This is a genomic window from Metabacillus bambusae (genome assembly GCF_017497975.1).
GTDB lineage: Bacteria > Bacillota > Bacilli > Bacillales > Bacillaceae > Metabacillus > Metabacillus bambusae.
The window spans coordinates 52,502-68,184 of sequence record NZ_JAGDEL010000019.1; the positions used below are offsets into that span (position 1 = coordinate 52,502).

Sequence of the window (15,683 nt, forward strand, 5' to 3'; positions counted from 1 at the left end):
TACCTCTCATCCTTGTTGGGGTGATATCCTATATGAAATCTTATAATATTGTTGCCGAAAAATCATATTCATTAGCTCAAATCCAAGTAGCACAATTACGCAGTGAATTTGATGATGTACTGCAAGATATTAAAAGATTTACTGAAGTTGGGAAAAAGGATAGTACTGTTCAATTTTTAATTGACAAACATAATACGGCTGAGGAATCGAAAAGTATTTTAGGAATGATAAAGCTTTACAGAGAAAGTTATCAATATAGTGATAGCATCATGAATATTAAAATTATTGGTCTTGATGGAAAAGCTGTTAGTGAAGATCGTGGGGTACATCAATTAGATGGACAGGAGCTCACTAAACCTCCCTATGTGAAACTACTAGATCAGCCAACTAAAACACTAATAGAACCAATCTATAAAAACAGTAATCCAGCACTTTCTATGACAAGTACAATTATTTCGGATAATTCCAAAGAAGTAATTGGTTTTATAAATATAGTTATTAAAGCTTCGGTTTTTAAGAATATTCTTAACGAAGCTTCATTAAAAACCTCTAGTACAATTCAAATTGAATCTGAATCGGGTAATATTTTATTTTCACATCCACAATTTGCAAAGGCTTCACCTAACTTAGATAGAAAACGAATAGAAGAAAACCACTCTGGCTATTTTACGAAAGGTGCAACATTTTTCGTCTTTGAAACATCTGAATTGACTGGTTGGAAATTCATTAGATATACACCATTATCAGATATTACAAAAGAAGCAAATGAAATAAGAAGTCTAATTGTATTAACTGTAGGCTCAGTTTTAATTTTCACCATTGGATTATATTTCTTTATCACTTCAAGATTAATTCTTCCACTTCGTATATTAAAAGAGAAAATGAAACAAGTTTCACAAGGGGATCTAGATGTGCAGCTCGTTAATAAAGGTACTGATGAGATTGCAGACCTAGGTGAAAATTTTAATAGTATGATTATGAAAATCAAGGCTCTACTAACCAAAAGTGTTAATGAACAAAAACAATTAAAAATTGCAGAATTACGTACTATGCAAGCCCAAATCAATCCACACTTTCTATATAACTCACTTGAAACAATTATTTGGATGGCAGAAGCAAAAAAAAGTCAACAAGTAATTGAGATTACAAAGGCATTATCACACTTTTTTAGAATTTCTTTAAGCAAAGGAAAAGATTTAATTCTTTTAGAAGATGAGATTGATCATATCCGAAATTACCTAATCATTCAGAAAATGAGATATCAAGATATTTTAGATGTCACTTTTCACTTAAATGAGGATATTTTACAATATGAAATTATTAAATTAACACTTCAGCCAATCGTTGAAAATGCTATTTATCACGGCATAAAAAATAAACGTGGTAAAGGATTTGTCAGAATTAAAGGTGATTTTACTCCAGAAGGATATATTTCTATTGATGTGATAGATAACGGGATTGGCATTAAAGAAGACAAGTTAAAAGATATTCGATTTCAATTATCCCAAGGTGTCCCATTTGAAAAGGATCAAGGAGGCTTTGGTATGGTAAATGTTCATAATCGGATTCTTTTACATTATGGGGAGCCTTTTGGTTTAACAATCAATAGCTGGTATGGTTCTGGCACGCGTGTAAGTATAATCATTCCAGCAGAGAGGGGATATAAATGAAAAAAGTATTCTTAGTAGATGATGAAATGGCTATCCGTGAAGGGGTTGGGAAAAGCATTGATTGGAATCGCGAAGGGTTTATTTTTTGTGGTGATGCTTCAGATGGCGAAATTGCTCTTCCTTTAATTGAAAAACACCAACCTGATATTGTCATTACGGATATTAAAATGCCTTTTATGGACGGTTTGGAACTCAGTCGTATTCTACGCGAAAAAATGCCCTCAATAAAAATAATTATACTTAGTGGACATGATGAATTTGAATATGCAAGAGAAGCAATGCGCATCCAAGTTACTGAATATTGCCTAAAGCCTGTTAGTTCACAGGATTTACTTACTATATTAAAAAAAGTTTCTGCAAAAATTGATGAGGAAGAAATGAACAACAAAAGATTAAGTGACTTAGAAAATCAAGTATTGCAAAATAAATCTGCTACTAGAGATAAATTTTTATATGACCTCTGTGAAGGGTTGTATACTTTTTCAGAGGCAGTAAAAGAAGCTTCAAAGTTAACTATTAATCTTATCTCAAGTTATTATTATATCGTCATCATAGAATGTACAATTGATTCGGATTCCATTAACTGGATAGAAGCTGAATATAATTGTTTGCGATTTAGTAGAAAATTGAAAGAATCGATTTTTATTATGATGGGAGAATCAAAACAGACTCTTGAACGGGAGTCCGAGATAATAAGACAGCGCTTGCTGTCACATGAAGAACTACAACCTGAGAACCCATTGATCTTTGGAATCGGAAGAGTAGAAAGCCGTATTCAAGGTATTACCTTATCTTTCGCTGAAGCCGATGAAGAGAAAAGCTATTCAACTATTATTCATAAGTACAGTTCGAAGGAAACTGAAATAGACATAGAGTCCAAAAAGGAATTGCAACATTTTAACCGACGAGATTTAATTGACTTTCTAAAATTTGGACTATTAAGCGATATTTCTAGCTTTTCTCGTTCTTATTCAGCTTATCTAGAAAAAGGAAATGTTCGATCTCCTTTTACAACGTATTATTTTTTAATGGATTTTACTATTACGATTTCACATTTTTTGAAGGAAATAGAAATGGATAATCTTGAAGTTATGCAGGAAATTAATCAATTAGAAATGAAAGCAAGCTGGATTAGGAATTATAATGAGGTTCTAACCTATATTGAAGAAATGCTACACATCGTTACTTCAACTAGAGATCGCTTAACTACAAAATACTCTTCATCAGTTCAAATGGCGTTAGGTTATATTAACGAAAATTTTACTGACTCTCAGTTATCTCTGCAAACTGTTGCAGACGCAGTGAATGTAAGCCCCTCCTATTTAAGTCATATGTTTAGTCAGGAAACAGGTAAAACATTAATCGAATATTTAACGAACACCAGAATTGATATGGCCAAAGATCTTTTGAAGACAACAAATAATAAAACATATGAAATTGCCCATCAAGTTGGGTATATTGATTCGCATTATTTTTGCAGAACTTTCAAAAAAGTAACTGGATTGACAACAAAACAATTTAAAAATCAAAAGCAAGTTTTTTCAGTTTAATTGACAAATATAACTAGTAAGGAGCTGCTAAATAGTAAGCTTCTTACTAGTTATATATGCTTGAGTAGTAGATCGTTGTTTTTTAATGTTAAGCTGGCTTATTTATCCTTCCCTACTAAATGGAATACAACTGATTGATAATCTCCTCCACGTTTTGCAAATGGGGCGTTTACTCCATTAAATTCAGTAGGTAATTGCAAACCATGGTAATGTAATTCATCACCAAAGTATGTTCCTATTCCATTCACTTCATAAAGCATATTTTCATCAAGCCCTTTAAGTTTAAGCACTTGTTGTTTCTTTGGATTTACTGTGGCAAGCACTTTATACCACCCAACCAATGCCTCATTCTTATCTTTTGATACGATCATCCATGCTGTTTCATTTCCATCAAAAGGACTTTGAAGGCGATAAAAATCTCCATCTCTGACTAATTTACGCTGATTTTTATAAAATTGAACTTGAGTCTTAATCAACTCTCGTTCTTCTTCGCTTAATTCTAGTGGGTTCAATTCATACCCAAATGTCCCAAAGTATGCTGTATTCGCTCTTGTTTCAATAGGTGTTTTTCTTAATGTTTGGTGGTTTGGAACAGCCGATACATGTGAGCCCATACTATAAATTGGATAAACAAGTGAGGTTCCATACTGAATTTTTAAGCGCTCAACCGCATCCGTATCATCACTAGTCCAAGCTTGTGGAGCATAATAAAACATACCTGAATCGAATCTGCCTCCACCACCGGCACAAGATTCAAATAACACGTTCGGAAATTCATTCGTAAGTCTCTCATATAAATCATACACACCTAAAATATAACGGTGGTAAAATTCACCTTGTTGATCAAGTTTTAGTGCTGCTGAATAAGCATCCGTAATATTTCGATTCATATCCCATTTAATATAAGAAAGCTTTGTTTTCTGAATGATTCCCGCCACTTTTTCATAAATATAATCCACTACTTCACGTCTTGAAAAGTCCAACACTAATTGATTTCGGCCAAATACTAAGTGCTCTCCTTGTCTTCCTACAATCCAATCTGGATGTTCCTTATATAACTGACTAATTGGATTAATCATTTCAGGCTCAAACCATAAGCCGAATTTTATGTCTATTTGCTTTAATTTTTCTACCAAAGATTCTAAGCCATTTGGAAGCTTTTCTTCATCTTCAAACCAATCTCCAAGTGAGGTTGTATCATCGTTCCTTTTCCCAAACCAACCATCATCTAGAACAAACAACTCAATTCCTAGTTCCTTTGCACTTTCTGCAATATTTACAAGCTTTTCTTCGTCAAAATCAAAGTAAGTCGCTTCCCAATTGTTAATTAAGATTGGTCTTTCTTCAATTTTCCATGGGTCACGGATTAAGTGCTGGCGATATAGATTGTGATAGGCTTGACTCATTCCATTTAATCCTTCATTTGAATAAACGATTACAACTTCTGGAGTTTGAAAGCTTTCTTGGTTATTAAGCTGCCAATTAAATTGATGTGGATGAATCCCCATCATGACTCTTGATGTATCATAATGATCAACCTGTACTTGTGCTAGGAAATTACTGCTGTAAACAAAATTAAATCCATACACTTCATTGTCATGCTCTGTTGTTTCTTTTCTTTTCAAAGCAATGAATGGGTTATCATGGTGTGAGCTTGCACCTCTTATGCTGGAGATAGAAGAAATCCCTTGTACAAGCTGTCGTTCTTTAATATGCCGTTCCCTTGACCATGTCCCAGACAGATGAACCATCGTATAATCTGCATCAGGTAAATCGATTGAGGTACTCATAATCTTTTTCAGAGAAAGAGAGTGATCTCCATTATTTATGAACTTTACATTACGTGTAATAACTGGATACTCGTGAAAAATAGTATAAGATAGCTGAAGGCTGGCTCCAATCAATTGATCTTCAAGTGTAATAATAAGAGTTGTTGCTTCTTCTTCATTTGCATATGTAGCGGGAAGTCCCATTAATTTTGGCTTTCCTTTTATCACTTCATACCCTTGATATGCAAATAAATTACCAATTCTCCCCTCGCTTGTTTCAACCTCGATTGCTGCTTCACGGAAATCTCCCTTTCCTGGTACCGGGAACTCTTGTCGTGTTGTTTCTAAAGAGAAGGCTGGATCTTCTTGATAAAAGTGACAGCTAGCTGCTGTCGGAATATCATTTACTTGAAAATGCGAAAAATCATCGCGATGACGAATTGCTTTACCAAAATAAAGCTGACCTAGACTCCCATTCTTTAAAACTTGAAAAATATAACTAATTTGGCCGTTTGTTAAGTGAAATTGATTATTTTGCTCATTTATATGAATAGACAATGCTTTCAACTCCTTATTTTTAGGCTCTTTTCTATGAGTTTGTTCTTTTAAAACAAAAACTGTTTAGGTTGATTGGAACGGATTGCGAGACTCCTGCGGGTGCAGCGGGACAGGTGAGACTCATGCAGGCGTTTACGCCGAGGAGGCTCACCGCCCGCCCCGCGGAAAGCGAGCAACTCTCGCTGCAATCAACCATGCCGCACTACTTGGTAAATAGCAACAAAGTTTGGCGAGTCAGCCCAATTCTAATTAAAAAGCCAAAGAGCTTGAAAGAATCCAAGCTCTTGTTTATTTTGTATGATTAAACCCCTTCACGATGAATGATAAATTCAAAAGCCATATCTGTATTTCCTTTGATGATATGCTCTTCATGAACAGGAGCACCCCAGCTGTCATCTCCACCAACACCCATTTGCTTACCAGCAACGGTAATGACTGAATAATGAACATTTGGAAGCTCATAATGATGATTCGCATTTTCAAGCTCAAAAGCTGTGTAAGATGAGACATTACACTCAATTGGGGTATCCTTAGATGAGATCATTACCCCTTCACCGTCAGAATTTGTTACACTTACACGACGTACTCCTGTACGATTTCCCGACTCTTGTGGCTTTAAATAGCCTTCAACATTGTCTTTTACCGTATTCTTAAATACTCCAAGACGTGCTCCATGTGCTCGATCAGAATAGTTTTCTTCAGGTCCCATTGCATACCATTCTAACTGATCATATTTTGCAGGAACCTTGAAGGATACGGCGAAAATTGGCATTTGTGGCAATCCTTCTGCTCCTGTGTAGGACGACTTTACATGAATATCTCCATTAGGATAAACTGTATAGCTCGTGGTCACTTCAATTTTTTCATGAATAGAAAACTTGTAGGTGAATGCTACTTGAACAATATCTTTTTCTTCGGTTACATCAACACTAGTACATCTACGTGCTAAGCTTGCTGCATGCCAACATCCTGAAACAAATGCTTGTTCATACCCTCGGTCATTATCTGTTGTTGCTCTCCAAAACAATGGAGCAGGAGGAATCGCAATCATTTCTTTTCCAGAATAGTTTAAAGATACTAAACTACCTACTGCCTTTGAGAAGATAATCCGAAAATCTCTTCCATGAACACCAATATTCACATCGCCTTCTACTAACCTTAATTCCCCATTTGATGCAATTGGCGCCATTTTACTAGCTTTCTTCGCAAAGATATATTGTCCGAATGCAACCTCATGTCCAGCATTTGCCCATATCGTTTCTTCTTTTAAAAGAAAAGCAACATGAACATAATACTCTTCTTGTTTGTTCATTAATTCTATTGACCAATCATAGTCAATTCGCTGTTCACTTTGTGGTGATACATTTACTTGTAATGTTTTTTCATACACTTCTTCTCCTTCAAGAAAAAGCGTGTATCTTAATTCATAATCAGATGTGTCTTTAAACAAATTCTTATTTTTGATCGTTACACCTGTTTCATCTGCTTCAAGCTTTATATTTTGATATAAATATTTTACTTCTTGCATTTTAGGTGAAATTTTACGGTCTGCGTAAACAATTCCATTTGTACAAAAGCCATAATCTGTTGGTCGATCATCAAAATCTCCACCATAAGCTAAAAATTCTTTCCCGTAACGGTCTTCTTTAACAAGAGACTGGTCAATATAATCCCAAATGAATCCACCTTGATACATTGGATATTTATCTTCTAGCTCTGTGTAATAATTCATACCACCCAATGAATTCCCCATCGCATGCATATATTCACAGCTTAAATATGGTTTTTCAGGGTTATTTGTTAAATATTCTTCAATATCTGCTGGCTTTGCATACATACGGCTTTCCATATCACTTGTATCATTGTAATTACGGTCATAAAACACGCCTTCATAATGAACCAGTCGACTAGAATCAACAGATTTAAAGTATCTTGTCACATTTAATATCACTTCACCTGCATATGACTCATTTCCACATGACCAAATGATAATTGAAGGATGATTTTTATCTCTTTCAAACATCGACTTCGCACGATCTAAAACAATGTCTTGCCATTCTGGTTTATTACCTGGAATATTCCAAGAAGGCTCAACTGCGCCCATCTTTTGCCATGAACCATGTGTTTCTAAGTTCATCTCATCAATCACATACACACCATACTCATCACATAATTCGTACCAATAGCTTTGGTTTGGATAATGCGATGTACGAACTGCGTTAATATTATTTTGCTTTAATGTCTTAATATCCCAGAGCATATCATCATTAGTAATTGCACGACCTGTTCGATGGTTAAACTCGTGGCGGTTTACCCCTTTAAAGATGATACGCTCACCATTTATTTTCATCACCTTATCCACTAACTCAAAACGTCTAAAACCAACCTTTTGCGGAACAACTTCCACTACATCTCCTGATTCATTCACAAGCTGGATGTAGAGCTTATATAGATAAGGATTTTCCGCACTCCATAATTCTGGTCGATCCACATTGATCGTAAAAGTTGGGTTTTCATCGTTCACCGCAACACTTGTTGATTCAATAACGTTATGATCTCTATCCACCAAACTAGCTATTACCTTTGATCCAGATGCAGCAGAGGAGCTTAGCTGAAGATCAACTTTAAGTGTTCCCTTTGTGTAAGTTTCATCCAAATCTGCATGAACATATGCATCATAAACATGCATCTTCGGCACTGTATAAAGATACACTTCACGGAAAATACCTGAGAAGCGCCAAAAATCTTGATCTTCTAACCAACTTCCTGTACTTCTTTGATACACTTCAACTGCTAGCTTATTTTCCCCTTCCTGTAAAAAAGGTGTTAAGTCAAACTCAGCAGGGGTGAAGCTGTCTTCACTATATCCGACAAACTTACCATTTAGCCATACGTAAAAAGCAGACTCAACCCCTTGAAACGAGACATATACAGGCCTCTCTAGCATGTTTTCAGGGACATGAAAATACTTTACATAGCTTCCAACAGGATTATGATCAGTAGGAATCTCAGGTGGACGAATGTCATTTATTCCGTCCCACGGATACATCGTGTTTACATACTGTGGCTTGCCATATCCTTGTAGTTGGATATGACCTGGAACTTTAATATCATCCCAGCTATCACAATCAAAATTCAATTCATAAAAAGATTCCGGACGATTACTCGGATTAATCGCATAATGAAACTTCCAATTTCCATTTAAACTTTTTCTCATTTTCATCGGAACAAACTTTTTTGCCTCTTCCATTGTTTCGTAATAAACATGACTAGAGTGTGCAGGAAGTCGATTTACTGCAAATACATTTACGTCTGTTAGCCAATTTAGTTCTGGATTTGTCATCATTATCATTCTTCCTATCTATCTTATTTTACTGAGCCCATCATTCCTGCAACAAAGTGCTTTTGCATAATGAAGAAAATAAGTGCAGCTGGTAATGTAGCAATAACAATCGCCATCATAATAACCCCAAAGTCAGGCGAATAACTTGAACCTAAGTTTGAAATCAGTAATGGAACCGTCTGATTTTCTGGAGATTGTAAAACAACTAGTGGCCATAAATAGTTGTTCCAGCTAGCCATAAATGTAATGATTGCCGCTGCCGCATATGTTGTTTTCATTGTTGGTACATAAATTCTAAAAAATACTCCTAACTCACTTAATCCATCAATTCGACCTGCTTCAAGAATATCCTTTGGAAACATTTTTGTACTTTGTCTGAAGAAAAAGATTAAAAATGCTGTAGTTAATGTTGGTAAAACAACTGCTGTTAATGTATCAATTCCTAAGAAAGGTACTGTTTGTGAAATCGAACCGAACATTCGGAATAAAGGGACCATTAACGCTGCAAATGGAATCATCATTGATAGTAGTAAAATATTAAACACAACATCCTTTGACTTACTTTTGAAAATTTCAAATCCATATCCCGCTAAGGAAGCGATTAATAACGATAAAATTGTTGTTGAAATAGAAATTTTTGCTGAATTGATTAAGGCTGGTACAATATCAACCGTGGTTAATAGATTTTTAAAGTTTTCTACAAGATGAGTACCAGGTATTATCCTTCCCTGTGTTACATCAACTGATTTATTTGTTGCTGAAACTACCATCCATAAAAACGGAAAGATTGACACAATACTCGCAATAATTAATACACCATAACCGAATAATCTTTTAAGCATTTCGCTCACCTGCCACTTTGAACTGAATAATTGAGAAGATCACAATCATAATAACAATTGCATACGATACGGTTGCTGCATACCCAAAGTCTGGGGTGTATTTAAATGAAAGATTATAAATATATTGAGAAATTGTCATAGTAGAATTACCAGGACCACCTTTTGTAATATTCATAACCTCATCAAACAACTGTAGCGTTCCAATTGTAGAAGTAATCGACGTAAAAAGAATAATAGGCTTTAACATTGGAATCGTAATCTTAAAAAATTGTTGTATGGATGATGCTCCATCAATTTTTGCTGCTTCATAAATTGAATGATCAATATTTTGAAGTGAGGATAAATAGAAGATCATATTATATCCAGTCCAGCGCCATGTAATTGCGATAACAATTGTAATCTTTGCCCAGAACGGATCTGTTAACCATTGAATCGGTTCAGCAATTAATGAAAGCTTCATTAACATCATATTGATAATTCCATCTACACCGAATAAATATTTAAAAATAACTGAATAGGCTACAAGTGATGTAACACATGGTAAGAAGATTGCCGTACGGAAAAATCCTTTAAACTTTAAACGTTTGTCATTTAATAAAACTGATAAAAATAAGGCTAATAAAATCATAACTGGCACTTGGATCAATAAATAAATAACCGTGTTCTTAACTGCAGTTATAAAAGTAGGGTCTTTAAATAATCGAGCGTAATTATCTAATCCTGTAAACGTTAAATTCGTACCTGTACCTGATTGGAAAGACATGATTAAAGCCTGAACCATTGGATAAAAGTAGAATAAGCAGATTAATACAGAAGCTATTGTGATAAAGGACCAACCGATGATTGTCGTTTTATTTAAAGGTTTCCTTTTCGAATAAGAAACAGAAGTGTTTGCGTTTGATTTTGCTGATAACATATTATGTCAACTCCTTAACTTGTCAAAATAAGATAGAAGCCTTGAAATCTCGACTCTGCTTCTCATAAGTTATCCTTATTAACAGAAGCAGATGAGGTTTCAAGGCTTAGCTTCTCACACTAAGAAAGCTTGAGAAGAATAGTAGGAAAGGTAATTATTGAAGCTGTGCTTCTGCTTGTTGTTGAGCATCTTCTAGCACTTGATCAAGATCCTTACCGTTAAGGTAGTTTTGCATTTCAACAATTAAAATGTCATCAATTGCGTATGTGTGTAGTCCATAATTGACTTGTGGGATTTCTTCCACCCATTGTGAAAAATCAGAGATAATTGGTTGCCCTGCAAAGAATTCATCCTCTGCTTTGTATGCTTCCCCAGTTGTTGCAGGAATGTACGTTCCGATTGCCCCAACTTCTGTTACTAAATCTTGATAAAAATCAACATTTGAACCAAACGTTTTTGCTAAGAAATCTGTTGCTTCTTCTTTTCCATCTACATCAAGAACATACCATGAGCTTCCACCTAGGTTAGATGCATTCACTGAACTCTCTACATCTGGAAGTTTTGGCTGTGGCACAACTGCCCATTTACCTGATTGAGATGCTTCAGCTTTAATAGAAGGTGTAATCCAGTTTCCAGTTGGTACTGATGCTACTTCCCCGCTATTGAATGCTGCTAAGAATTGACTCCAATCAGAGTTTGGTTTTACGATATCAGCGTCCAACAATGCTTTATATGTTTCAAAAGACTTCTTAAGTGCTTCATTTCCAGCAATAAATGGTGTTACACCATCTTCTTTTAAATACCAAGAACCACTAGATTGCAACATCATACGAATTAGACCTTGGTCATTTGGATCAAGTGTTATCATTTGCTTTCCAGTTGCTTCTTTTACTTTTTTACCAATTTCAATATATTGATTCCAATCAATACCTTTTAAATCATCAACAGTATAGCCTGCTTCTTCTAAATAATCCGTTCTTACGTATAAACCAGTTACACCTGTATCAAATGGTAAACCATAGTTTTTACCGTCTAAGCTAGTTGGTGCAATTTTATATGATGCAAAATCTTCCGCTTTGAAAGATCCAGTAATTTCGTGGAAAGAATCTGGATATGCTTGAAGGAAGCTTTGTGCACGATAGTCTTCAATCAACACGATGTTTGGTAATCCCTTTGTCGTACCAGAGCTTAAGCTTGTATTTAATTTTTGAATAATATCAGCTTGCGCATTATCTACAATTTTGATTTCTACATCAGGATTTTCTTTTTGATAATACTCTTTTGCTATTTCCATTGCTTTAATATTAAAGTTTGGATCCCATGCCCAAATTGTAATTTCTTTTGCACCCGATGATTCATTTGAATCTGATTCTGTCTCTTGAGACCCAGGAGAGCATGCTGCCAAAATCATCATGCAAGCCATCATGAGTACGAGTAGCTTTTTCATAAAAATACCCCCATATTTGTGTTTTCGTAAGCGCTATCACCCTTACAACTACAATATTAGCACCTATGTTTCGTTTTTCTTTAGGACAATATTTTCATAAACTTGTGATTTTTTTATAGGATGTATCCGTTTACAATTAATTATGCTTGTATTTTTTTTAGATACTTGTATTTTTTTTATTTTTCGGAGATCGGCAGTGTAACCTTCACCCTTGTTCCCTCTCCTAATTCACTTGAAATGGATACACCATATTGGTTACCATACAAAATTTGAATTCTCTCATTTACATTTCTTACACCGATCCCAGTAAAATGCTGTTTCTTACTCTTCGTTTTCGGGAGTTTATTAGATGAAATCTCCATTCCATCTCCATTATCCATGACCTCGCAAATCAAAGTGCCCTTTTCTTGCCAAACCATTACATTGATAAAGCCTGATGTTTTGATGTTAAATCCATGGAAAAATGAATTTTCAATAAAAGGCTGTAAAATCAGCTTAGGAATTTGTTGGTCTACACAATCTGGTGAAAGTAAATAATTTACTTTAATTCTGTCTCCGTAGCGTTTTTGATTAATAAGAACGTAATCTTTTAAGTTATTTATTTCTTGCTCAACAGAAATGGTTTCACTTCCATTTCCAATCGTATTTTGAAGTAATGAAATCAAGGAATTGATCGTTTCCTCAGCTTCCCCTTTTCCACCTTGCTGAATCATAAACTTAATGGAAGTAAGTGTATTATAGAGAAAATGCGGATTAATTTGCTGTTGCAAAGCCGCTAATTCTGCATTGCGTTTCTGCTTTTGGAAAAGAACGAGTTTCTCCAAGTAATCCTGAAGTTCATCCAGCATTGAATTAAACGCCTGACCAATTTGCCTTGTTTCATAAGTACCACTTACCGAAACATACTGATCAAAGTCAAATTTCGAAGCATCTGAAATTTGCTTTACTAGTGTTGATAATGAATTTGTCATTCTTCTCGATATAAGAAAAACAATAATAAGGGCGATAGCTACTATGCAAATACAAATCAGCACAATTTGCTTTTTATTAATCAAATTACCAATTGCTGTTTTTTTATCAATTAAATTAAATAAATACATATCAAAAGAAGGAATATATTCCATAAAGATGATTTGATCTGTTCCCATGAAATTTTCAATCATATAATCATTATTCTTTTGTTCATTTTCTTTTGCATAGTGCAAAAGATTATCAGCTTTATCTCCGATTAATTCTGTTTTATTACTTGACACAATAGTACCGGTTTTATCGAGAATAAAAACATCATTTCCTGTACTTGTGTAGCTGTTATAAAAATTCCTAATTTCACTTTCATGAATTGCGAAGTACATCATTCCGTAAATATTACCTGAAATCCTTTCCATTAAAGGTTTTGAAGCGACGATAAATTGAGCATCATTAGCGCTATTTATATTTTCGTTACGCTGATCATATTGATAGATCAACCTCTTTGAATTTTTTAACGAATTTTCAGTCATAATATGCCTCTGCAATTCTTCATCAGTAATAGGCCAATAAGATCGGTTTGTCGCATAGCTCATTTGATTCATACCAGTTACAATGATTTCAGTTTCATAAGCATTCACATTTGATTTCGTTCGTTTCATCTGCTCACTCATTTGATAATAAGCTCGCATTTGTTGGGCATTCGATTGCTCCTCCGTCATAATTCTTCTTATCGTTCCACTTTGTAAGATGTTGTTTGATGCAAGAACAATCGAGTAATTATAGGATTCAAAACTATCTTTAACTTGATTCATTACTTTTGCATTTGTAATACTAAACTTATCAATAAAAAACTGCTCAGACATACGAAACGTTGTCCAAGTAATAATGATTGAAACCGTAATAATACTGATTACACTAATTAAAAACATAATGACAAACAATCCGTTATGCTTAAAATGATTTTGGAAAAATTTCATACTGATTCACATCACTTATTCAATTTTTGATTTCTTCGATATTGACTCGGTGATAAACCTCTTTGCTTTTTAAATACCTTGCAAAAATAACTATGATCGGAATACCCAACATGTCCACTAATCTCTGAAATCGGAATAGAGCTATTAATTAACAACTTCGCCGCTTCTTCAATACGAATTCTATTTAAATACTCATTAAAGCCTTCTTTGTTATGTGTCGCAAAATAACTTGACAAATAGGAAGGGTTAAAATGAAAATGATTTGCCACACCAGTTAAGCTCAACGGCTCTGTATAATTTTCTTCAATATAATCAAGAATTTGTTGAAGATTTGAATGTCCTGTTTGATTTTTCCTTGATAAAATAATTTCTTTCGCCTTTTCTACAAATCGATGCAACTGTTCAACAACACTCGCTGCCGTTTTGGCTTCATCAATTGAATTAAAAAAACTGAACTTTTCATTTTCTAAATTCTTCACATCATACTCCAAATTATTTAACAAAATTGAAATATTGAAAATGATGTTACCAAAAAACGCTTTATATTCAAAAATATCCGTCGTAAATGCTGCTGATAATTCTGTTACATGTTCCTCCAAATAGTCAAATGCAGAATCAAAACGCTCATGCTTAAAATCATTTGTAAACTTATCCAAATTAAAAGAAGTGATTTTCGGACCTTCTTTTGCTAAGTCTTCCTCAACTATAATTTTAGTTTCAGGAAAATAAAATCGATATTGAAGCATTTTCTTGATCACGTCATTGTACTTAATCCCAATTTGTGAAAATCTTTCAAACGTATCACAAATAAGCACAGAAAGTTGGGAGTCTAACTCTAATAGTTTAGCAGCTAATCCCTGCATTTCTTTTAGTTCATCTTCTTGCCCATTGACAAGAAAAACACTTACATTTTCATCTGTTGTGAATTCCTGTAATTTTATTTTCTTTAATTGAGTATCTAACAATTCTTCAAATCGATGAATAATCAAATCCATGTTTATAGCATCCGTATCTTTAAGGAGTCTTGTATCAGCAGCTACTAAGCAAAAACGTTCATAAGGAAAAGTCTCTGCCATTAATTTTTCATCATATTGAGTGTCATAACCTGATACAAACTTTTCGATCATATGTCCAATGTTAATGGCAACATTGGTATCTCCATTTGCTGCTTGTAGTGACGGAATTCTACTTGCTGCAGTTTTTAGCACATTAAGTAATGTATCAGCATCAAGCTTAGGCTTTAAAATATAATCAACTGCCCCGCTTTGAAAAGTCGATCTCACATATTCAAATTCCCCGAAGCTACTTAATATGATGATCTCAATATGTGGGTACTTACTTTTCACAATCCGAGTTAATTCTTCCCCGTCCATAATCGGCATGACAATATCCGTTAAGATAATATGAGGCTTTGTTAACTCAATTAACTCAAGAGCCTCCTGACCATTTGATGCTTCCCCAACGATTTGAAAGCCTTTCTGCTCCCATTCCACATAATGCTTAATCCCTTGTCTTATTAATTGCTCATCATCAACAATGACGATTCTACAACCCTCACCAGATTTCAAAAAAATCCCCCCAGGCATTTTGAAGACTTAAATGTTAATCTCATTTTTTATCCTATTATACACTTGAATCATTC

Annotated in this window: 10 protein-coding genes; 3 read left to right on the forward strand and 7 right to left on the reverse strand. The window is 34.4% G+C overall.

Translation table 11 applies throughout. From position 1 onward, the window contains the following. Positions 1 to 32: 32 nt before the first annotated feature. The gene (locus tag I7822_RS20670; protein WP_207980964.1) at positions 33 to 1,670 is read left to right on the forward strand and encodes a sensor histidine kinase; all 1,638 of its coding nucleotides are present in this window, start codon (positions 33 to 35) and stop codon (positions 1,668 to 1,670) included. Beyond that, positions 1,667 to 3,220: a response regulator gene (locus I7822_RS20675; protein ID WP_207980965.1), complete on the forward strand. Its 1,554-nt coding sequence runs from the start codon at positions 1,667 to 1,669 to the stop codon at positions 3,218 to 3,220. Before I7822_RS20670 ends, I7822_RS20675 begins: the two co-directional genes overlap by 4 nt. Positions 3,221 to 3,318: 98 nt before the next feature. Here the strand turns inward: I7822_RS20675 and I7822_RS20680 are convergent, their stop codons facing one another. Then, positions 3,319 to 5,547, reverse strand: a complete 2,229-nt coding sequence (locus I7822_RS20680; RefSeq protein ID WP_207980966.1) for an alpha-galactosidase — start codon at positions 5,545 to 5,547, stop codon at positions 3,319 to 3,321. A 122-nt stretch (positions 5,548 to 5,669) separates the two neighbouring features. On the opposite strand from I7822_RS20680, the gene I7822_RS20685 reads away from it, so the two are divergent. After that, the gene (locus tag I7822_RS20685; RefSeq protein ID WP_207980967.1) at positions 5,670 to 5,852 is read left to right on the forward strand and encodes a hypothetical protein; all 183 of its coding nucleotides are present in this window, start codon (positions 5,670 to 5,672) and stop codon (positions 5,850 to 5,852) included. On the opposite strand, the gene lacZ is transcribed toward I7822_RS20685, so the two are convergent. From lacZ to I7822_RS20715, 6 genes are all read right to left on the reverse strand, one after another. Next, complete coding sequence (gene lacZ, locus I7822_RS20690) at positions 5,849 to 8,893, reverse strand: beta-galactosidase, LacZ type (RefSeq protein ID WP_207980968.1); 3,045 nt, start codon at positions 8,891 to 8,893, stop codon at positions 5,849 to 5,851. The two genes, I7822_RS20685 and lacZ, sit on opposite strands and share 4 nt — an antisense overlap. 20 nt (positions 8,894 to 8,913) lie before the next feature. After that, the gene (locus tag I7822_RS20695) at positions 8,914 to 9,732 is read right to left on the reverse strand and encodes a carbohydrate ABC transporter permease (protein ID WP_207980969.1); all 819 of its coding nucleotides are present in this window, start codon (positions 9,730 to 9,732) and stop codon (positions 8,914 to 8,916) included. Continuing rightward, positions 9,725 to 10,648 (reverse strand): carbohydrate ABC transporter permease, encoded by a 924-nt coding sequence (locus tag I7822_RS20700; RefSeq protein WP_207980970.1) that lies wholly within the window; start codon positions 10,646 to 10,648, stop codon positions 9,725 to 9,727. The genes I7822_RS20695 and I7822_RS20700 overlap by 8 nt, the downstream gene beginning before the upstream one ends. A 154-nt stretch (positions 10,649 to 10,802) precedes the next feature. Then, complete coding sequence (locus I7822_RS20705; RefSeq protein WP_207980971.1) at positions 10,803 to 12,095, reverse strand: ABC transporter substrate-binding protein; 1,293 nt, start codon at positions 12,093 to 12,095, stop codon at positions 10,803 to 10,805. A 176-nt stretch (positions 12,096 to 12,271) separates the two neighbouring features. After that, entirely contained in the window at positions 12,272 to 14,041 is a 1,770-nt protein-coding gene (locus tag I7822_RS20710; RefSeq protein WP_207980972.1) for a sensor histidine kinase, read from the reverse strand. 11 nt (positions 14,042 to 14,052) lie between these two features. Next, positions 14,053 to 15,609 carry a response regulator transcription factor gene (locus I7822_RS20715; RefSeq protein ID WP_243459590.1) on the reverse strand — a complete coding sequence of 519 codons (1,557 nt, stop codon included), beginning with the start codon at positions 15,607 to 15,609 and terminating at the stop codon, positions 14,053 to 14,055. Between the last annotated feature and the right edge of the window lie 74 nt (positions 15,610 to 15,683).

What these genes read in the sequence shown, in the direction of transcription:
- I7822_RS20670 (WP_207980964.1), top strand. Translation starts at nt 33, where the DNA reads ATGAAATCTTATAATATTGTTGCCGAAAAATCATATTCATTAGCTCAA.
- I7822_RS20675 (WP_207980965.1), top strand. Translation starts at nt 1,667, where the DNA reads ATGAAAAAAGTATTCTTAGTAGATGATGAAATGGCTATCCGTGAAGGG.
- I7822_RS20685 (WP_207980967.1), top strand. Translation starts at nt 5,670, where the DNA reads ATGCAGGCGTTTACGCCGAGGAGGCTCACCGCCCGCCCCGCGGAAAGC.
- lacZ (WP_207980968.1), bottom strand. Translation starts at nt 8,893, where the DNA reads ATGATGACAAATCCAGAACTAAATTGGCTAACAGACGTAAATGTATTT.
- I7822_RS20695 (WP_207980969.1), bottom strand. Translation starts at nt 9,732, where the DNA reads ATGCTTAAAAGATTATTCGGTTATGGTGTATTAATTATTGCGAGTATT.
- I7822_RS20700 (WP_207980970.1), bottom strand. Translation starts at nt 10,648, where the DNA reads ATGTTATCAGCAAAATCAAACGCAAACACTTCTGTTTCTTATTCGAAA.
- I7822_RS20705 (WP_207980971.1), bottom strand. Translation starts at nt 12,095, where the DNA reads ATGAAAAAGCTACTCGTACTCATGATGGCTTGCATGATGATTTTGGCA.
- I7822_RS20710 (WP_207980972.1), bottom strand. Translation starts at nt 14,041, where the DNA reads ATGAAATTTTTCCAAAATCATTTTAAGCATAACGGATTGTTTGTCATT.